This window comes from Caballeronia sordidicola, from assembly GCF_000729995.1.
Classification (GTDB): Bacteria; Pseudomonadota; Gammaproteobacteria; order Burkholderiales; family Burkholderiaceae; genus Caballeronia; species Caballeronia sordidicola_A.
The window spans coordinates 336933-354739 of the sequence record NZ_JNFG01000202.1; the positions used below are offsets into that span (position 1 = coordinate 336933).

20 protein-coding genes are annotated in these 17807 nt (G+C 59.6%); 17 read left to right on the forward strand and 3 right to left on the reverse strand.

Annotated elements, in window-relative coordinates; translation table 11 throughout:
• Window positions 1-122 precede the first annotated feature (122 nt).
• From FH08_RS0141855 to FH08_RS0141865, 3 genes are all read right to left on the reverse strand, one after another.
• Window positions 123-764, reverse strand: coding sequence for a DUF1109 domain-containing protein (locus FH08_RS0141855; protein ID WP_031364071.1), 642 nt, complete (start codon window positions 762-764; stop codon window positions 123-125).
• Window positions 761-1333 carry a sigma-70 family RNA polymerase sigma factor gene (locus tag FH08_RS0141860; RefSeq protein ID WP_031364072.1) on the reverse strand — a complete coding sequence of 191 codons (573 nt, stop codon included), beginning with the start codon at window positions 1331-1333 and terminating at the stop codon, window positions 761-763. The genes FH08_RS0141855 and FH08_RS0141860 overlap by 4 nt, the downstream gene beginning before the upstream one ends.
• Before the next feature lie 386 nt (window positions 1334-1719).
• Window positions 1720-2424: a glutathione S-transferase family protein gene (locus FH08_RS0141865; protein ID WP_031364073.1), complete on the reverse strand. Its 705-nt coding sequence runs from the start codon at window positions 2422-2424 to the stop codon at window positions 1720-1722.
• Between the two features lie 288 nt (window positions 2425-2712).
• On the opposite strand from FH08_RS0141865, the gene FH08_RS0141870 reads away from it, so the two are divergent.
• The 17 genes from FH08_RS0141870 (at window position 2713) to FH08_RS0141945 (ending at window position 17775) form a co-directional block, all read left to right on the forward strand.
• A complete protein-coding gene (locus FH08_RS0141870; RefSeq protein WP_031364074.1) occupies window positions 2713-3312 on the forward strand; it encodes a TetR/AcrR family transcriptional regulator in 600 nt (199 codons plus the stop codon).
• Between the two features lie 348 nt (window positions 3313-3660).
• The gene (locus FH08_RS0141875) at window positions 3661-4287 is read left to right on the forward strand and encodes a cytochrome b/b6 domain-containing protein (RefSeq protein ID WP_031364075.1); all 627 of its coding nucleotides are present in this window, start codon (window positions 3661-3663) and stop codon (window positions 4285-4287) included.
• Window positions 4288-4346: 59 nt separating this feature from the next.
• Window positions 4347-5123 carry a molybdopterin-dependent oxidoreductase gene (locus FH08_RS0141880; RefSeq protein WP_031364076.1) on the forward strand — a complete coding sequence of 259 codons (777 nt, stop codon included), beginning with the start codon at window positions 4347-4349 and terminating at the stop codon, window positions 5121-5123.
• Between the two features lie 89 nt (window positions 5124-5212).
• Window positions 5213-5440, forward strand: coding sequence for a pentapeptide MXKDX repeat protein (locus tag FH08_RS0141885; protein WP_031364077.1), 228 nt, complete (start codon window positions 5213-5215; stop codon window positions 5438-5440).
• A gap of 17 nt (window positions 5441-5457) precedes the next feature.
• A complete protein-coding gene (locus FH08_RS52785) occupies window positions 5458-5634 on the forward strand; it encodes a hypothetical protein (RefSeq protein WP_160172553.1) in 177 nt (58 codons plus the stop codon).
• 301 nt (window positions 5635-5935) lie between these two features.
• Window positions 5936-6499, forward strand: a complete 564-nt coding sequence (gene ddpX, locus FH08_RS0141890; RefSeq protein ID WP_031364078.1) for a D-alanyl-D-alanine dipeptidase — start codon at window positions 5936-5938, stop codon at window positions 6497-6499.
• A gap of 62 nt (window positions 6500-6561) precedes the next feature.
• Window positions 6562-8163 (forward strand): ABC transporter substrate-binding protein, encoded by a 1602-nt coding sequence (locus FH08_RS0141895; protein WP_031364079.1) that lies wholly within the window; start codon window positions 6562-6564, stop codon window positions 8161-8163.
• Window positions 8164-8246: 83 nt separating this feature from the next.
• Complete coding sequence (locus FH08_RS0141900; RefSeq protein ID WP_152603056.1) at window positions 8247-9236, forward strand: ABC transporter permease; 990 nt, start codon at window positions 8247-8249, stop codon at window positions 9234-9236.
• Between the two features lie 51 nt (window positions 9237-9287).
• Window positions 9288-10202: an ABC transporter permease gene (locus tag FH08_RS0141905; RefSeq protein WP_031364081.1), complete on the forward strand. Its 915-nt coding sequence runs from the start codon at window positions 9288-9290 to the stop codon at window positions 10200-10202.
• Between the two features lies 1 nt (window position 10203).
• Window positions 10204-11064, forward strand: a complete 861-nt coding sequence (locus FH08_RS0141910) for an ABC transporter ATP-binding protein (RefSeq protein WP_031364082.1) — start codon at window positions 10204-10206, stop codon at window positions 11062-11064.
• Window positions 11061-11825, forward strand: coding sequence for an ABC transporter ATP-binding protein (locus FH08_RS0141915; protein ID WP_031364083.1), 765 nt, complete (start codon window positions 11061-11063; stop codon window positions 11823-11825). Before FH08_RS0141910 ends, FH08_RS0141915 begins: the two co-directional genes overlap by 4 nt.
• Window positions 11826-12089: 264 nt before the next feature.
• The gene (locus FH08_RS0141920) at window positions 12090-12500 is read left to right on the forward strand and encodes a DnaJ family domain-containing protein (protein WP_031364084.1); all 411 of its coding nucleotides are present in this window, start codon (window positions 12090-12092) and stop codon (window positions 12498-12500) included.
• Window positions 12497-13063 carry a tRNA adenosine(34) deaminase TadA gene (gene tadA / locus FH08_RS0141925; RefSeq protein WP_051888936.1) on the forward strand — a complete coding sequence of 189 codons (567 nt, stop codon included), beginning with the start codon at window positions 12497-12499 and terminating at the stop codon, window positions 13061-13063. Before FH08_RS0141920 ends, tadA begins: the two co-directional genes overlap by 4 nt.
• Window positions 13060-13986: a muramoyltetrapeptide carboxypeptidase gene (ldcA, locus tag FH08_RS0141930; protein WP_031364086.1), complete on the forward strand. Its 927-nt coding sequence runs from the start codon at window positions 13060-13062 to the stop codon at window positions 13984-13986. Before tadA ends, ldcA begins: the two co-directional genes overlap by 4 nt.
• A gap of 280 nt (window positions 13987-14266) precedes the next feature.
• Window positions 14267-15025, forward strand: a complete 759-nt coding sequence (locus FH08_RS0141935) for a GntR family transcriptional regulator (protein WP_031364087.1) — start codon at window positions 14267-14269, stop codon at window positions 15023-15025.
• Window positions 15026-15375: 350 nt separating this feature from the next.
• On the forward strand, window positions 15376-16878 hold the full coding sequence (locus tag FH08_RS0141940) for an NCS1 family nucleobase:cation symporter-1 (protein WP_031364088.1): 1503 nt from the start codon (window positions 15376-15378) through the stop codon (window positions 16876-16878).
• A 153-nt stretch (window positions 16879-17031) separates the two neighbouring features.
• Window positions 17032-17775 (forward strand): aspartate/glutamate racemase family protein, encoded by a 744-nt coding sequence (locus tag FH08_RS0141945; protein WP_031364089.1) that lies wholly within the window; start codon window positions 17032-17034, stop codon window positions 17773-17775.
• Window positions 17776-17807 lie beyond the last annotated feature (32 nt).

Genomic DNA, 17807 nt, shown 5'->3' on the forward strand with positions numbered 1-17807 from the left:
ACGACAGCGAAGCGACAGCGCTGCCAGCTGTTAAGCAGCGTCATGCACTAACGCATGATTTCTATTCGTTTCGAGGAGTGGCCGGGTTACGCCCGCGGTCTATTTTTTACGCAGAGCTTTACTTACCAGCGCAAGAACCGCGGCCCAAGCAATGCACCGATCAGCGTGGCCAGCGTCATGCCGAGCAGATACCAGACGGCCCAGAACGCGACGCTCATCTCGGGGCAGTGGAAGCAATAGGCCATCGTCGCGAGGGTTCCCGCGAGCATGCCGCCCGCTGCCCCCGCGAGCCTCAGCCGGGTTGGCGCGAGTCCGCGGATTGCCCAGAACACAGCAACAAACGCCGGCACCGACAACAGCAGGATATTGAACGGACAGGTACGCCACGTGTAGCCCATGACAAGCGGCAGGCGTGCGTCGGGTGAGGCGAGGCACAAGACCGCGACTGCCGCGCTCCAAACAACGAGCACGGGCACAGCAGGCATTGCCCAGAACTTGCCAATGGTCGTACCGGGCCTCGATAGCCTCACCGCCAGGAACAATGCCGTCGCGGCGAGCGATGTCGGGAACGCAAACTTGGCCCAGAAAATCGGCGTGCGCGAGATCACGGCGATGTCCGGACGTACGCCGAAAATCACCGCCATCAGCACGAGCGCGCCGAGCCCGCCCATTACGATTGCACGCCCGAAGCGGCGCGCGGGCACGCGAGAGTCGACCGGCGTCACGCCAGTCGATAGAAGCGAAATCAGGTCCTCGGTTTTCATGCGGTGCCTCGAATCTTTGCTGCCAGTGCTTTCAATCCACGATGGATGCCCACTTTGACGGCCGACTCCGACATGCCCGTGAGCGCCGCCGTCTCCGTCACGGAGAGCCCTTGCAGCTTGACGTGAACGATTGGCAGCCGGTGACGGTCCGGCAATTGTTCGAGCAGCTTGCCGACATCGCGTTTGGCATCGGCGGGTTCTTCATCCGAGGTCGCGAAGATCTCGAGCGCGTCGTCCAGCGGATCGTTCAATGCTTCACGCCGCGATCTCGCGCGGAAAAAATCCATCAGCTTATAACGTGCGATCCCATGCACCCAGGCGGTGAGCGGCTCGTCCGGGCGATAGGTATGGCGGCTGTTGTGCACGGCCAGCAGGATCTCTTGCACGACATCCTCGATGTCGTCCTGCAGGTAATAAATGCGCTTTCTCAGGAAGCCGCGCAGATGTCCCGTCAGGTCGTCGAGGAACGTCCGGTAGGCGACAGCGTCGCCATTCAGGCCGCGAATGAACAAGGCCCTCAACCGTTCTTCGACACCAGGCACAGAACCACTTTGTATTATTCGCTTCATCGCGGAATCGGGTTACAGCGCGCTTCAAATAAATTGCGACGGGTTTGCCGACGGGTGTCGACGGTCCCGGCGCCGGGGATGGATACAGTTCGCGCGGTCATCTACAGCAGGTATTTCGACGGGTCTCTTGCAGTGCGCGAGGCTCGTCGCCCAAGGTTCTGACGCCGGAGATTACCGCGATTTTATGTCGGGATCGATCTTGGCCGCGCTGCAAGCCAATGCTTCGCGGCGGCTGCAAGCTACAGATCCGGCATGCAAGCGCGGCGCAATCGCATGCGCGGTGGTCCTAACGGCACACAACAAAGCGAGCGGATTGTGCCGGATCGGCTTGCTTCTGTCGATCGCAGGCCGAGGTCAAAAACCATCCGCCCTAAGCGAGCTCTTGCTTAGCGCGTGGTCTCAGGATAATTCGATGGGAACAACGCGCGCCGCGTCTCTTCGTCCACCTCGCGCTTGAACGTAAGTTCGCGGCCTACCGCTCGCGCCCGAGCGACAGCTGGGCGTACGCAAATGGCGTCAAAGAAACGGCTCAGATTCGGGAAAGCGGCAAGCGGTGCGTCGGTGGCTAACACCCGCGACGCGCGCTCGAGCCATCCCCACGCGGACATATCGACGATTGAATACTCGTTTCCCACGATGTAGTCGCGCCCCGACAAGTGCTCGTCAAGCACGCGATAGTGCCGCTCGATCTCCCGCCGATACCGGTTGATCGCGTACGGAATCTTCTCGGGTGCGCCGTGCTGGAAGTGCACTGCCTGGCCGGAGAAGGGGCCGAGTCCGGAGCTGATAAAGAACAGCCAAGAGAGCAGTTCGGGCCGGTCCGAGGGCTTACCCGCGAAACGCTGCGTCTTGTCGGCGAGATAGAGCAGGATGGCGCTGGAATCGAACACCCGTGCTTCGGTGCCGCCGGGACCGTCTGTATCGATGATGGCGGGGACCTTACCGTTCGGATTGATGCTCCTGAATGCCGGCAGATGCTGCTCGCCCTTGCTGGTGTCGACGGGAAATACCTCATAGTCGAGTCCTGCCTCTTCGAGAAAGAGCGCGACCTTCGCGGGATTCGGTGTCGGGTGAAAGTAGAAACGGATCATGTCGTCCTTGGGTGATGGGGTGGGCCGCTTGCGGACGGCAGGGTCCCGCCAGGCGCCATGCGCGGAGGGCGTCAAACGTCACGGACAGCGCGATAAAGGAGAGACCATCCGGACGCGCCGATGCGCACCCTTGAAATGCAACTGTAAGACTCAGGCAGCGACGCCGTCTTCATTGCCCGACGCGCATTGTTATTTATGATTTAGATCGATCGATTTAGAATATCGTAACGAAAACGGAATGGCAATATCGCCTCGTTCAAGGGCTTGTTCAAGGGAGTGAGGGACTGCATGCCACGGCCAAGAGAATTCGACGAAGCCGCCGTACTCGACGCCGCGGTCCTGTGTTTCTGGAACCGTGGCTACGAAGCTACCTCGGTTCGTGAACTCGCAGATAGCATGGGCATCACGGGCGCGAGCCTCTACAACGCTTTCGGCGACAAACATTCGCTCTATGGCAAGGCGCTGGCTCACTACGTGTCGCAAAGCGTGGACGACCGTGTCCGGCGTTTCGACGGCACGCTCTCGCCGCTTCAGTCGATCAAGGCTTTCTTCGATGAGATCGTCCACCGCTCACTGACTGACAAGGATCGAAAGGGCTGCATGCTGGTGAATTCGGCGCTGGAAATGGCTCCGCATGATCCGGAGTTCCAGCAAGTCGTGGCGGGCGTGCTGGTGAAACTTGAGGCCTATTTCGGCCGCTGCGTGAGCGCGGGGCAGCAAACCGGCGAGATCTCATCCGCGCAGCCTGCTGAAGACTTTGCTCGACTCCTGTTGGCGGTCTTGCTCGGCGTTCGGGTACTCGCACGTAGCCGGCCGGAACCCGCGCTGCTGGAAGGACTCTTGCGGCCGATGCTCGCGTCGCTCGATTCCCGGACTGTCGCCGGATAACTGAGCGGCCGCCCTGGCTTCGCTCTTGATCGCCTCGCTGACCCTTCCCAACGGTCATTCACTCTTCGTGCTTGATTGTCCGCGGCAAATAAATAGCTCGCTGTAACCCATCCGTCTTCCCCGCCGAACTAACTCACATACGCACCGTGTGACCGCTTTCGTGTTCTTGAAATATTTCGTCGGGCGATGTAACCCGCCGCGCATTCGGAGCGAATTAACTAGCAACCAACGACCTGCTTCTGAAGGCCTCTTGCAGACGATAGAGGAACGGATCAAGAAAGCGAGTTGCACAAGATGCACTTGGCGGCGTTTTTTCCCCGCCCATGGAAACTAGTCATGGAGGCCCAGATGAACGCAACACATGAAACGAGGCGCGTAAGCATTCCCTCGCGGACCATTCAGCCGGTCTGGGTACGAATCACGCACTGGCTGAACGCGCTCGCGGCGATCCTGATGATGCTCTCGGGATGGCGGATCTACGATGCATCGCCGGTATTCAAGGGTTTTGTGATTCCGCCGGGTATCACGTTGGGTGGATGGCTTGGTGGCGCTTTGCAATGGCATTTCGCGGCCATGTGGCTACTGTTCTTCAACGGTCTCTTTTACCTCGCGATGAACATTGTCACAGGGCGCATCAAACGCAAGTTTTTTCCGCTCTCGCCGCGTGCCATTTTGCATGACCTGGGCGAGGCGCTTAAGGGACATTTATCGCATGCCGACCCGAGCAAATACAACGCGGTGCAGAAGTTCGCGTACCTGTTCGTGATGCTCGATATTGCCGTGCTGATCCTGTCTGGCCTTGCAATCTGGAAGTCGGTGCAGTTTCCGCTGCTGCGCGAATTGATGGGCGGTTATGACTTTGCGCGTGTCGTGCATTTTTCGGCCATGTCGTTGCTGGCGGCGTTCATTGTCGTGCATCTGGTAATGGTTTCACTGGTGCCGCGTTCGCTGCTTACGATGATTCGCGGTCGCTAACACGGCTGTGCGAACACGCCCGATTAAAAGATAACTTAAGGACTCGAGGAATCTCGATCATGAAACCCGTCAAGCCAAACCGCGTGAGCGTAGATCGCGAGTCGCTGATCATCGACGTTCGCCGCGAACTCGACATGCCGTCCCGCCGCCTCTTCGGCAAGCGCATTGTGACGCTCGGCGGCCTGGCCATGTTGGCCGGTTGCAGTATCTCGGACGACAAATCCGTCGAGACCTTCCTCAGCCGTGTGTCTCGCCTGAACGATACCGTGCAAGGCTGGCTCTTCGATCCGAACCGTCTCGCGCCGACATACACGGAAGCACAGATCACGCGGCCGTTTCCATTCAACGCGTTCTACGGCATTGACGATGCTCCTGTTGTCGATGGTTCCGACTTCCGCCTGAAAGTAAGCGGGTTGGTGCAGAACACGAAAACGTGGAGCTTGCCCGAGCTTTACGCATTGCCGAAAGCCGAGCAGATCACGCGGCATATCTGCGTGGAAGGGTGGAGCGCGATCGGACGCTGGGGCGGCACGCCGTTCTCGGAGTTCCTGAAGCAAGTGGGCGCGGATACATCGGCGAAATACGTCGGTTTCAAGTGCGCGGACGACTACTACGAAAGCATCGATATGCCGACCGCCCTGCATTCGCAGACGCTGCTGGCGTTCACCTTTGATGGCCAGCAACTGCCGCCAAAATATGGCTATCCGATGAAACTAAGGATGCCTACAAAATTGGGCTATAAAAATCCGAAGCACATCATGGAGATCTTCGTCACTAACAAATTCCCTGGCGGCTATTGGGTCGATCAGGGCTACAACTGGTTCGGAGGTTCCTGACGTCACGAAGGATCGAGACATATCGCGGCGTCAGGTACTTCGATTCACCCCGGCATGACCGGTTACTTTTACTCCAGCAAGAGGTTTATATGAAACTGTTCATCACTGCAGCACTCGCAGCAACGTTGGCCCTGAGCGGCTCCATGGCGTTCGCCCAGGCAAGCGATGCAATGGCCCACGATTCGATGTCGAAGGACACCATGTCCAAGGATGCAATGTCGAAAGACTCGATGTCCAAGGACACGATGAAGAAGGACGACAAGATGAAAAAGAACGACGCAATGGGCCATCCGGCTTCGGGCGCGATGGCGCAGTAATCTGTGCAGTAGTTTGCATGAGCATCGAAAGCGGTTCTGCGGGTGTGGTCGAACCGCTTTCGATTGTGCTTTCACCTTCTGTCGATACTTCCGGTATCCGCAAGACCTTAAAGCCTGGCAAGGCAAAATCACCACTCAATCCGCCTGAGTTGCCAGCAGACTGCGGCCCTCAGCGCATCCGTCCCCCTAGTTGAGCGTCACCGAGCGTGCAGCCATTTCCGCCCATGTCTTCTTCCGAACCCAATCCCTGTATTTTTGGCGGGTTCTAATCGAGAATCTGGTGATCTGGGACAAGTGCGACCGTCGGCGATAGCTTCCCGACCATGATCTCGACCTGTTGCCATGCCCCGACTACGAGCGGCCCAATGGCCATGCGCGAATGTGGCATTTATCGACCAAGTGCGGCATGTCCGCCACATTCACCCCCAAACCACTCATTTTGATAAACAATAACGGCACCGCACGAACTCGTGAGCCTCGAAACCAACGCCGCCGATGCCCGATCACCGTCTGCTGAGAATCTCTCCTGAAACGCACCGCGTCGCGATTGACCTGGTCTACGCAACCGATCGAAACCTGACAGGCAAGCCGATCTACAAGACGGCACATTGCTTGCTACTGGCTCCCGCCGAAGCCGCCCTGAAGAAAGCCGTCGAGCTGGCGGCCAACATCGGTATGACGCTGAAAATATTTGACGCCTACCGTCCGCCGCAAGCCCAGCAAGTACTCTGGGACTTCCTTCCCGACCCGACCTACATAGCAGACCTTCAGCGCGGCTCGAACCATAGCCGCGGCACCGCGATCGACCTGACACTGGTCGATTCTCAAGGCCAGGACCTCGATATGGGCACAGGTTTCGACGAGATGTCGGTCGCTTCCGAACACTTCCATCCGGGTTTGCCAGAGCATGTGCAGCGCAACCGCACGTTGTTGCTTGGCGTGATGCATGGCGCCGGCTTCATCCATATTCACAGCGAGTGGTGGCATTACGAATTGCCCGGCTCGCGCGCACTGGACCTGATCGACAACGCCGACAGCGGCCCCTTGCGCCTGATGTAACCGCACGGAGTCACCACACGGAACGCGCAGAACATCTCATCAACATCCCTCACGGAGCAAGTATGAAACGGGTTTTGTGCAACGCGTTGGCAGCTATCGCGGCAGTGTCCACTCTGATGCTTGCCGGCACGCGAATGGCCGAAGCAGCCACGCCGAAGGACATGCTGGTCATGGCCACTTTACTCGATGAGTTCACCACGCTCGACCCGGGCGAGATCTACGAACTGGTGCCGCAGGAATACGTCGCCAATACCTATGATCGCCTGATTCGCGTTGACCTGAAGGACCCGGCCCACTTCAACGGCGACGTTGCTCAATCCTGGGCAGTGAGCCCGGACGGCCTCACGTTCACCTTCAAGATTCGCTCCGGGCTCAAGTTCCACTCGGGTAATCCGCTCACCGCCGACGACGTCGCGTGGTCGATCCAGCGCACCGCGTTACTCGATAAAGGCGCGGCCGCCGTGCTGGCCGGCATTGGCCTGACGAAAGAAAACGCGCTGCAGAACGTGAAGAAAATCGACGACAGCACCGTATCGATCACCACCGACCAGAAGTACGCGCCCACGTTCGTGTTGAACGTACTGGGCTCGTGGCCGGCCTCCGTGCTCGACAGGAAGTTGCTTGAATCGCACGCGAAGGGTAACGATTTCGGCAATGAGTGGCTCAAGACAAACGAGGCGGGATCGGGCGCATACAAGCTGGTGAAGTGGACCGCGAACGACAGCATCGTGCTGCAACGTTTCGATGGTTATCGTGTGCCGCTTGCGATGAAACGGATCGTGCTGCGGCATGTTCCCGAAGCATCGAGCCAGCGGCTGATGATCGAGAACGGCGATATCGATATCGCGCGTGACCTGAGTTCCGACGACCTCGCGACGCTGACCAAGAAGGGCACGATTCGCGTGACGTCCGTGCCGCAAGCGACGCTGATGTACCTTGGCCTGAACAACAAGAACCCGAACCTGGCGAAGCCCGATGTACAGGAAGCCATGAAATGGCTGATCGATTACAACGGCATTCAGCAGAACATCGTGCGGACCACGTACAAGGTGCACGAGACCTTCCTGCCCGAAGGTTTCCTCGGTGCGCTGAACATCAATCCGTATCACCAGGACGTAGCGAAGGCGAAGGCGCTGCTGGCAAAAGCCGGTGTCCCGAACGGCTTCACGGTAAAGATGGATGTGCGCAACGACTCGCCGTACGGCGAGATCGCGCAGGCGGTGCAGGCGAACCTGGCGCAGGGCGGTATCAAGGTCGAACTGATCTCAAGCGATAACAAGCAGACCCTTGGGAAGTATCGCGCGCGTCAGCATGATATTTATATTGGCGAGTGGTCGGCGGATTACATCGATCCGCATAGCAACGCGCAGGGCTTCGCGTGGAACCCGGACAACTCCGATAAATCGGCCTTCAAGATGCTCGCGTGGCGCAACGCGTGGGACATTCCGCAATTGACGAAGGAGACGCAGGCGGCGCTGGAGGAATCATCGACGGCAAAGCGCGCGCAACGCTATGAAGCGATGCAGAAGGAGTTTCTCGCGAACTCGCCATTCGTGATCATGTTCCAGAAGGTCTCGCAAGTCGCGGCGCGGCCGGGCGTGACGGGCCTGGAAGTCGGGCCGATCTTCGACCTCGTGTCGTACCGTGACGTGAAGAAACAGTAAGCGTGGCTGCACAACTCACCGCGTTTCAGCGCCTGCAACTAGTGCTGACCCGCCACGCCGGTGTGCGCCGGACGTGGCTGTTCATGCGCTGGCTGCTGATGCTCGCCGTGACCTTCATCGGGTTGCTTGGGGTGACGTTTTTTATCGGAAGGAAGATACCAATCGATCCGTTGCTCGCGATGCTGGGCGAGCGCGCGTCGGCGCAGGCCTATGCAACGGCGCGCGTGGCGCTGGGGCTCGACAAGCCCTTGATCGTCCAGTTCCTGATCTACGTACGCGATGTGCTGCACGGCGACCTGGGCATGTCGCTGCTGACATCGAACCCGGTGATAGACGACATCAAGCGCGTCTTCCCCGCCACGCTCGAACTTGCCACGCTGTCGACGTTCATGGGCATCGTGATTGGCGTGCCGCTGGGCGTCGCGGCCGCTGTGCGGCATAACCGCTGGATCGATCACATCGCGCGTTTCATCGGCCTGGCGGGCAGCTCGCTGCCGGTGTTCTGGCTCGCGCTGATGGGCTTGCTGCTGTTCTACGCCAAATTGCATTGGGTATCCGGGCCGGGCCGTATCGACCCGCTATACGACGGTCTGGTCGATACTCGCACGGGCAGCCTGCTGGTCGACTCCATTCTGGCGGGCGAGTGGGACGTGTTCAAGAATGCCCTCTCTCATATCGTGCTGCCCGCGGCTATTCTCGCGTTCTATTCCATCGCCTACCTGAGCCGCATGACGCGATCGTTCATGCTTGAGCAGTTGAGTCAGGAATACATTGTGACGGCCCGCGCGATGGGATTGAGTGAGCGCCGCGTGATCTGGCGCCACGCATTCGGCAACATCGCGGTACCGCTGTTGACCGTGATCGCGCTTGCTTATAGCTATCTGCTGGAAGGCTCCGTGCTGACGGAGATCGTGTTCGCGTGGCCGGGCATAGGTTCTTATCTCACCGGTGCGTTGCTCAACGCCGACATGAATGCGGTGCTGGGCAGCACACTCGTGATTGGCGCCACGTTCATCACGCTCAATCTGCTGACCGACGCGCTGTATCGCGTGTTCGATCCGCGTGCCCGATGAATGCCAAAGGCTCATGACGTGCTTCCATCCACAGACAATTCCACTCAGACAATGAAGCCGGCGCGCGGGGAGTGGCGTGCGTGGCTTCTCACGGATACGCCCGCATCGCGCAGGCAGGCTGCGTTGGGCTTGGCGTACCGTCGCTGGCGGCGTTTCGCAAGCAACCCGCTAAGCGTGTTCGGGCTGGTGATCCTGATACTGATGATTGTGATCGCCGCGATCGGCCCGTTATTGCCGCTGCATGATCCGTTGCGGCAAGTGCTCAGCGACCGGTTGTTGCCGCCCGGTTCTCCATCGCACTGGTTCGGCACCGATCAACTCGGCCGCGACATTCTCGCGCGGCTCGTGATCGGCTCGCGCCTGACCTTGAGCATCGCAATCCTGGTCGTGGTGCTGGTCGTCCCGGTGGGTTTGCTGATCGGTACAACGGCGGGTTTCTGCGGTGGTTTCGTCGATACCGTCCTGATGCGACTGACCGATATCGCGCTCGCGTTTCCGAAGATCGTGCTGGCGCTTGCGTTCGCGGCGGCGCTCGGACCGGGCGTGATCAACGCGGTGATTGCGATCTCGATCACCGCGTGGCCACCGTATGCACGCCTCGCGCGCGCCGAAACGCTGCGGCTGGTGCAGGCCGATTTCATCCACGTCGCGCGCTTGCAAGGGGCGTCGTCCATGCGGATCTTGCTGCGCTACATTGTCCCGCTGTGTTCGTCGTCGGTGATCGTGCGCGCGACGCTCGACATGGCCGGCATCATCCTGACGGTCGCGGGACTCGGCTTTCTCGGGCTCGGTGCGCAGCCGCCGAGTCCGGAGTGGGGTTTCATGGTGGCGTCGGGGCGCGGCGTACTGCTCGACGCATGGTGGGTCGCAACCATCCCCGGCATCGCCATCCTGCTCGTGAGTCTCGCGTTCAACCTGCTCGGCGATGGTCTGCGCGATGTCTTCGATCCCCGTCAAGGAAGCTGACATGCCAGCCGATACCCTCTGTGAAATCGATAACCTGCGCATAGCGTTCGAGGGCCACGACGGCACGCTGACCGAAGCGGTGCGCGGCATTTCCCTGACGCTCGCTAAGGGTGAGCGACTGGGTATCGTCGGCGAGTCGGGGTCGGGGAAATCGCTGACCGGACGCGCGTTGCTCGGGCTGCTGCCTGCATCGGCACATTGGTCGGCCGACGCCATGCGGCTCGATAACCACGACCTGCTCGCCCTGCGCCCGAAGGAGCGGCGACGCCTTTGCGGCACGCAGATGAGCATGATCCTGCAGGACCCGAAGTATTCGCTGAATCCGGTGATGACCGTCGCGCAGCAGATGCGTGAGGCATTCGGGCGGCAGTCGCCCAAGCTGAATGCGAAAGCCATGCGCGAGCGGATTGTCGCCGCGCTGGAGGCAGTGCATATCCGCGATCCAGAGCGAGTTGCCGATGCCTATCCGCACGAGTTGTCGGGCGGCATGGGCCAGCGCGTGATGATTGCCATGATGGTGTCGTCGGGCCCCCGGTTGCTGATCGCCGACGAACCGACCAGCGCGCTCGATGTGCTCGTCTCCATGCAGGTGTTGTCGGTGCTGGACGAGATGATCGCGAAGCACGACACCGGGTTGATCTTCATCAGCCACGACCTGCCGCTGGTGATGTCGTTTTGCGACCGCGTGCTGGTGATGTTTGGCGGACGGGTGGTCGAGACCTGCGCGGCGCGCGATCTTGCGCATGCAAAGCATCCGTACACGCGCGGATTGCTGGCCGCAAGTCCGCCGCTGCGCAATCCGCCGGACGAGCTGCCGGTGCTGCAACGCGATCCCGCATGGTTCGCCGAGGTCGCGCCATGATCGAAGCAAACGAGGTACAGGTACGCTTCAAAACGAAAACCGGTTTCGCCGATGCAGTTCGCTCGGCGACGTTTCATGTAGATGAAGGCGAGGTGTTCGGACTTGTCGGCGAATCGGGTTCCGGCAAATCGACCGTGCTTCGCGCATTGACCGGGCTAGTACCTATCGCCAACGGGTCGATGCGGATTGGCCGCCATACGCTCGGCAAACACATCGACCGTGCGTTCAGGCGCGAAGTGCAGATGGTGTTCCAGGACCCGTACGGTTCACTGTATCCGCGCTTTACCGTGGACCAGACGCTGCGGGAGCCGCTCACCATCAACGGCATGGATCGCCACGATGCCCGCATTCTCGACGCGTTGCGCGAGGTTGGCCTCGGGCCGGCGTTCCGGTTCCGGTATGCCCACCAGTTGTCGGGCGGCCAGCGCCAGCGCGTTGCAATAGCGCGGGCGTTGATCGTGGAGCCGCGTGTCCTGCTGCTCGACGAGCCGACGTCCGCGCTCGACGTGTCCGTACAGGCGGAGATCCTGAACCTGCTGCGGCGCTTGCATCGCGAACGCCAACTCACGATGATCCTCGTCAGTCACAACATGGCGGTGGTCGGATTTCTATGCCAGCGGGTCGCGGTGATGCGCGATGGCGAGATCGTGGAGCAGCTTCCCATTGAAGCGGTCCGAGAGCAAAACGTGGTGCATGAATACACACGAAGCTTGTTGCTCGCCACGGAAGGGTATCGACGCAAGGCCGTCGATCCGGCCTAGTCACGCTGTGCAATGTGCGCGGAGCCGGCCGTGAACCGCCCTGCGGAAGCCGCCTGATAGAATACCAATTTGGTAGTAGGCATCCCCGAAGCGCGTTGCGCCGGGATCGCTCACCCGGCTTCCCACGCAGCCGGCGGCTCATTTGAAAGTGAATGACACCGCGAAGCGCAACCCTCAAAACGTGACAATCCGGCTTGATCCTGCTGCTCGATAACGTTCTCCGACAAACGTTCGACAGACCGGTCGCCGGCACCCAAGACGCTGATGAAACTGCTAGATGCCCTGGTTGAACAGCGAATTTCGGCTGCTGCCGCGCGCGGCGAGTTCGACAATCTGCCTGGCGCGGGCGAGCCCCTCGAGTTCGACGACGACGCCCTGGTCCCCGATGAGGTCCGCGTCGCCAACCGCATTATGAAGAATGCCGGTTTCGTGCCGCCGGCTGTCGAACATTTGCGCGCGCTTCGGGATCTGCAACACGAAGCTGGCAGCACCGGAGATCCGGCGAGCAGCCGCAAGCTGCAAGCAAAAATGCTGGCGCTCGACATGGCGCTGGAATCCTTGCGCGGCAGCAGCACCGTCGTGCCGCTGGAATATCGGCGGCGCATTGCTGAGCGTTTGTCCGAGCGGCTCTCGGAGAACGAGAGAAATGCAGGGTTCGAGGCAACCGCAAAGTGACTCCCGCATCCCCAACCGATCTCGCCTTGACGGCTGCCGCGGAACGCGACCGCCGTTTCATGGCGCTCGCGCAAGGCGCTGCGGAGCAGGCGCGTGCGTTGGGCGAAGTGCCGGTCGGCGCGGTTCTGGTTCGTGGCGATGACGTCATCGCGACCGGCTTCAATCATCCGATCGGTGCGCATGATCCCTCGGCGCACGCCGAAATGGCCGCGTTGCGCGCGGGGTCCCTCGCGCTTGAAAACTACCGGTTGCCGGGTTGCGAACTCTACGTCACGCTCGAGCCCTGCATCATGTGCGCCGGCGCGATCATGCACGCGAGGATTGCCCGCGTGGTGTTCGGCGCGCACGATCCGAAGACGGGCGCGTGTGGGAGCGTGGTCGATGCATTCGCCATCGGCAATCTGAACCACCATACGAGCGTCACCGGCGGGGTGCTTGGCGACGAATGCGCCAATGCGTTGCGCAGCTTTTTTGCCGAACGCCGGCGCGCCGTGCGTGAAGCGCGCGATGCCCGCAACGCCGTACCACCCGATTCCATCGATCCACTTTCCATTCGCTCATGACCCACCCGACCCGTACCATCGATCTCGTCGCACCTTCGGGGTACCCCGACTCTGAAGTGGTTGGACGCGCGATGGAGCGCCTGCGCGCGCAGGGGCATCGGCTGGGGAATGTGTCGGTGGCGCACCGTCGTTTTCAACGCTTCGGCGGCACTGACGGCGAACGCGCCGCGGACCTGAACCGGCTTGCCGATTCGTCGCGTCCTCTGCCTGACATCGTATTGGCGGTGCGCGGCGGTTACGGTGCTTCACGCATTCTTCATGGCCTGGATTACGAGGGCTTGCAGCGCCGCTTGCAAGACCAGCCGATTGCGATTGTCGGCCATAGCGACTTCACCGCGATCCAGCTGGCGCTGTACTCCCTGGCAGGCGTGAAGACATTTGGCGGTCCAATGCTGGCCGCCGATTTCGGCGCGGAAGAACCGAGCGCGTTCATGATGGAGCATTTCTGGAACGCGATCACGCACTCGTCGTTCAAGGTGACCAGCCACGTGCCGCAGGCCCAGTCCGTCGATGTCACCGGCATGTTGTGGGGTGGCAATCTGGCGATTATTGCGTCGCTGATCGGCACGCGATACATGCCGCCGGTGGAGGGCGGGATCCTGTTCATCGAAGATGTGAACGAGCATCCTTATCGCGTTGAACGCATGATTTACCAACTGCATCAGTCAGGGATTCTCGCGCGGCAACAGGCACTGGTGCTGGGCGAATTCACGGGCGGAAAGCTGTCGGAGTACGACAACGGCTATACGTTCGAGACGATGCTAGAACAGGTCAGGTCGGTGATCCGAATTCCTGTTGTGACGGGGTTGCAATTCGGGCACGTGCCCGAATTGCTGACGTTGCCGTTCGGTGCGACCGCGCACCTCGTGGCTCGATCGCACGGTTTTGAAATGAAGCTTTCTGACTATCCGTACTTGGCGTAGCGGGTTTTCATGCGAGTCGAACGAGCGTCCGGAAGGGCGCTTTTTTTCGTTCAGCGCACCGGTTTTGAGCGCGTGCGCACGAATAACGTGCATTGGATTGTCAACAATATGTCCGTCGGATGTCGTCTTATTTGCTTGGATAAATCGTGTAATGCCTTTCTGGACGGGCATTCGATCAGTAGGTCGAAAAAATGATGCATCCGCAAATAAAAAAAGTTTCTGAAATTGTTGACAGTTTTTATGTCCGTCATAAGATGTATCACATAGAGCGAAGACGATCATGTCCGAAACGAAACTGAAAGATTTGTCGAAGGTAAGCGTCATCGGCACTGCGGCTTCGGTCGCCGCCGCGACGGCGGAATCTATTGCGGCGAATATTCGTGATGCCATTCTCGAACACCGTCTCGCTCCAGGCGCGAAGCTGACAGAAGCACAGTTGTGCGAAGTATTCGATGTAAAACGCGGCACGGTGCGCTTGGCGCTGGCGCAGCTTGCCAGTGAGCGCCTCGTGGACCTTGAACCGAATCGTGGCGCGTTCGTCGCAAGCCCTTCGGTGCAGGAAGTGCATGAAGTGTTCGAGATGCGGCGAATCATCGAAATGGCGGTCGTCGAGCGTATCTGTACCGGGCATGGCACGCGCCGGCTCAAGTCGATCAGCGCGACGATCGGACGTGAACGCAAGGCCTATGAGAGTCGCGATTTCTCGTCCTGGATACGGCTGTCCGGCGAGTTCCATAAGGAGCTTGCGCAGCTTACCGGCAATACGGTGTTGTGCGAATGCTTGTCGGGTCTTGTGGCGCGCTCCACGCTGATATCGGCGCTGTATGAGTCGCTTGGGCAAAGCTCGTGCAGCTTTGAAGATCACGAGCAGATCCTAGTCGCACTGGATGCCGGCGATGCACCGAAGGCCGCCGAACTGATGGCTCGGCACTTGCAGGAAGTCGAACTGAAGATGCTGGACCGGCCCGCACGCGGCGCGGTCGATTTGCGCGAAGTTTTCTCGAAGCCGAAGGCTGGTGAGCGCGATAAAAGCGCGTGATTTTCGGCTGGATTATCAGCCTCACCGGCAGCAACACCGCGACCGCTCTCCGGGCGCGAAGTAATACCAGCACTATCAACATCTGAAAGCCAAACGAATTTAAAAAGCCCGCATTCAACGAATGCGTGGACTTTCACCATGCCTTTTCCGTGGACGCATGCGCGTTATTGCGCGTGCCGAGTGGATGAATTGCGTCTGGTCGCGGGTTCGCCCGCGGCTACAGGACGGCGTAGCCCATACCGACAAGAAAGCACTGCGCGTTGACCACGCGACGGTGCGTATTGCTATACGAAAGCTATACGAAGTCGACTATTTGCGGCTTGATTGCCGAGCTCATTCAAGGAGAAGTCATGGTTCAGTTCAGTGCAACCCCGGGTAGTGCTGCAATACCTTCCTACGGCGACGATTCAGGTAGTAATCCTGATAATCCGGCCGGATACAGCGACCGGCTCTATAACGACGACCTTGCGCCGCTCAAACATCAGACGTGGAGTGCGTACAACATCTTTGCGTTCTGGATGTCCGACGTGCATAGCGTGGGTGGTTACGTGTTCGCGGGGAGCTTGTTTGCGTTGGGCCTGACGAGCTGGCAGGTGCTGGTTTCATTGATTGTCGGCATCGGTTTTGTGAACCTGCTGTGCAACCTCATCGCCAAGCCGAGCCAGCAGGCGGGCGTTCCGTATCCGGTGGCGTGTCGCGTGACCTTTGGCGTGCTGGGGGCGAATCTTCCCGCTGTGATTCGTGGCTTGATCGCCGTGGCATGGTATGGAATCCAAACGTTTTTGGCCTCGAGCGCGTTGGTGATCGTGGTGCTGAAATTCGTGCCCCAATGGATGCCTTATGCCGATGTGCACAAATACGGTTTTGCCGGGCTCTCGGCAGTGGGCTGGGCCGGGTTCATGGTGTTGTGGGTGTTGCAGGCCGTGGTGTTCTGGCGCGGGATGGAGATGATCAAGAAGTTCATCGACTTCGCAGGCCCGGCGGTCTACGTGGTGATGTTCATTTTGGCTGGTTACATGGTGTGGCGTGCGGGCTGGCGCAACATTGGCCTGAACCTGGGCGGCGTGAAGTATCACGGTATGGAAGTGGTGCCGGTCATGATCACGGCGATATCCCTGGTGGTCTCGTACTTCTCCGGACCCATGTTGAATTTCGGCGACTTCTCGCGTTACTGCAAGAGTTACAAGAGCGTGAAGCGCGGCAACTTCTGGGGCTTGCCGATCAACTTCCTGGCGTTCTCGCTGGTGACGGTCGTCACGACCGCCGCGACCTTGCCGGTCTTTGGCCAGTTGATCACTGACCCTGTGGAAACAGTGGGGCGTATCGATCAGCCGACGGCGGTGATCCTGGGTGCGCTGACTTTCACGATCGCGACCATTGGTATCAACATCGTGGCGAATTTCGTGTCGCCGGCGTTTGACTTCTCGAACGTCGCACCGCGCCTGATCAGTTGGCGGATGGGCGGCATGATGGCCGCGGTGGCATCGATCTTCATCACCCCTTGGAACCTGTTCAACAACCCTGCTGTGATCCACTACACGCTCGATGTGCTCGGCAGTTTCATCGGTCCGTTGTATGGCGTGCTGATCGTGGATTTTTATCTGATGAAGCGTGGCAACATCAAGGTGGAGGAGTTGTACACGACATCGGAGACAGGCCGCTACTGGTATAGCAATGGTGTGAACTGGCGCGCGGTGGGTGCACTCTTGCCCGCAGCGGCCATCGCGGTTGCCTGTGTGATGCTGCCGTCCCTGGAAGGCGCCGGCAACTTCTCGTGGTTCATAGGTGCTGGGTTGGGCGCGTTGTTCTACAGGATCATTGCGGACAAGAACTCGGTATCGAATTTCGCTTAGTAAAGAATTCAGGGCGACAGGCAGGCTATCGCATAGGGGTTTCCCGGGGCGGGATGCGATGGTCACTGCGAGCAACAAATGCAAGCAGGGGTTTATATTGATACTATGTAATCCGTATCAAATGATGCTTGTAGGAACTAAAGGACGAACCAAATGCGTATCAAGCTGATCAACCCGAACACAACGGAACGCATGACGCTGGCGATGGACCGTTGTGCCCGCGAAGTAGCGTCAAAAGGAACGGAGATAGTTTCCGTAAGCGCTTCAATGGGGCCGCCCTCTATCGAGGGTTACTACGACGAAGCACTCGCATCGCTAGCCTTGTTGCAGGAGATTGAAAAGGGTGAGAAAGAGGGTATGGACGGTTATGTCATTGCCTGCTTCGGCGACCCTGCGTTGTATGCCGCCAGGGAGTTGTCCAGAGGCCCGGTCATCGGCATTGCAGAAGCGGCAATGCATGCAGCAAGCGTCATAGCGCCGAGTTTCAGCGTAGTGACCACCTTGAAGCGCACTTGCACGATGTCCTGGCACCTGGCGGAGCGCTATGGCATGAAGCGTTTCTGTAAGAACGTCCGTGCAACCGACGTAGCGGTACTGGACCTGGATATCCCCGGGTCCAGCGCACGCTCGATCATCATAGAAGAGTGTCGAAAGGCTTTGGTGGAAGACGATGCCGAGTCGATCGTCCTGGGCTGCGCAGGCATGGCCGAGTTTTGCCACGAGATTGAAGATGCGATCGGCGCGCCGGTCATCGAGGGCGTGACGACCGCGGTGAAATGGGCGGAAGCGTTGATTGCGCTAAAGCTGCGAACGTCGAAACGAGGCGACTATGCCCGCCCGCTAGCGAAGCAATATGACGGCGCGCTAGCGCCTTATAGCCCGGGCAAACCCCAATAAAACGCCTGGACCATACACCTCGCCTGACCCGC

Coding starts and splice junctions, on each gene's coding strand:
- FH08_RS0141855 (WP_031364071.1), bottom strand. CDS start 764: ATGAAAACCGAGGACCTGATTTCGCTTCTATCGACTGGCGTGACGCCG.
- FH08_RS0141860 (WP_031364072.1), bottom strand. CDS start 1,333: ATGAAGCGAATAATACAAAGTGGTTCTGTGCCTGGTGTCGAAGAACGG.
- FH08_RS0141865 (WP_031364073.1), bottom strand. CDS start 2,424: ATGATCCGTTTCTACTTTCACCCGACACCGAATCCCGCGAAGGTCGCG.
- FH08_RS0141870 (WP_031364074.1), top strand. CDS start 2,713: ATGCCACGGCCAAGAGAATTCGACGAAGCCGCCGTACTCGACGCCGCG.
- FH08_RS0141875 (WP_031364075.1), top strand. CDS start 3,661: ATGAACGCAACACATGAAACGAGGCGCGTAAGCATTCCCTCGCGGACC.
- FH08_RS0141880 (WP_031364076.1), top strand. CDS start 4,347: ATGAAACCCGTCAAGCCAAACCGCGTGAGCGTAGATCGCGAGTCGCTG.
- FH08_RS0141885 (WP_031364077.1), top strand. CDS start 5,213: ATGAAACTGTTCATCACTGCAGCACTCGCAGCAACGTTGGCCCTGAGC.
- FH08_RS52785 (WP_160172553.1), top strand. CDS start 5,458: ATGAGCATCGAAAGCGGTTCTGCGGGTGTGGTCGAACCGCTTTCGATT.
- ddpX (WP_031364078.1), top strand. CDS start 5,936: ATGCCCGATCACCGTCTGCTGAGAATCTCTCCTGAAACGCACCGCGTC.
- FH08_RS0141895 (WP_031364079.1), top strand. CDS start 6,562: ATGAAACGGGTTTTGTGCAACGCGTTGGCAGCTATCGCGGCAGTGTCC.
- FH08_RS0141900 (WP_152603056.1), top strand. CDS start 8,247: ATGCGCTGGCTGCTGATGCTCGCCGTGACCTTCATCGGGTTGCTTGGG.
- FH08_RS0141905 (WP_031364081.1), top strand. CDS start 9,288: ATGAAGCCGGCGCGCGGGGAGTGGCGTGCGTGGCTTCTCACGGATACG.
- FH08_RS0141910 (WP_031364082.1), top strand. CDS start 10,204: ATGCCAGCCGATACCCTCTGTGAAATCGATAACCTGCGCATAGCGTTC.
- FH08_RS0141915 (WP_031364083.1), top strand. CDS start 11,061: ATGATCGAAGCAAACGAGGTACAGGTACGCTTCAAAACGAAAACCGGT.
- FH08_RS0141920 (WP_031364084.1), top strand. CDS start 12,090: ATGAAACTGCTAGATGCCCTGGTTGAACAGCGAATTTCGGCTGCTGCC.
- ldcA (WP_031364086.1), top strand. CDS start 13,060: ATGACCCACCCGACCCGTACCATCGATCTCGTCGCACCTTCGGGGTAC.
- FH08_RS0141935 (WP_031364087.1), top strand. CDS start 14,267: ATGTCCGAAACGAAACTGAAAGATTTGTCGAAGGTAAGCGTCATCGGC.
- FH08_RS0141940 (WP_031364088.1), top strand. CDS start 15,376: ATGGTTCAGTTCAGTGCAACCCCGGGTAGTGCTGCAATACCTTCCTAC.
- FH08_RS0141945 (WP_031364089.1), top strand. CDS start 17,032: ATGCGTATCAAGCTGATCAACCCGAACACAACGGAACGCATGACGCTG.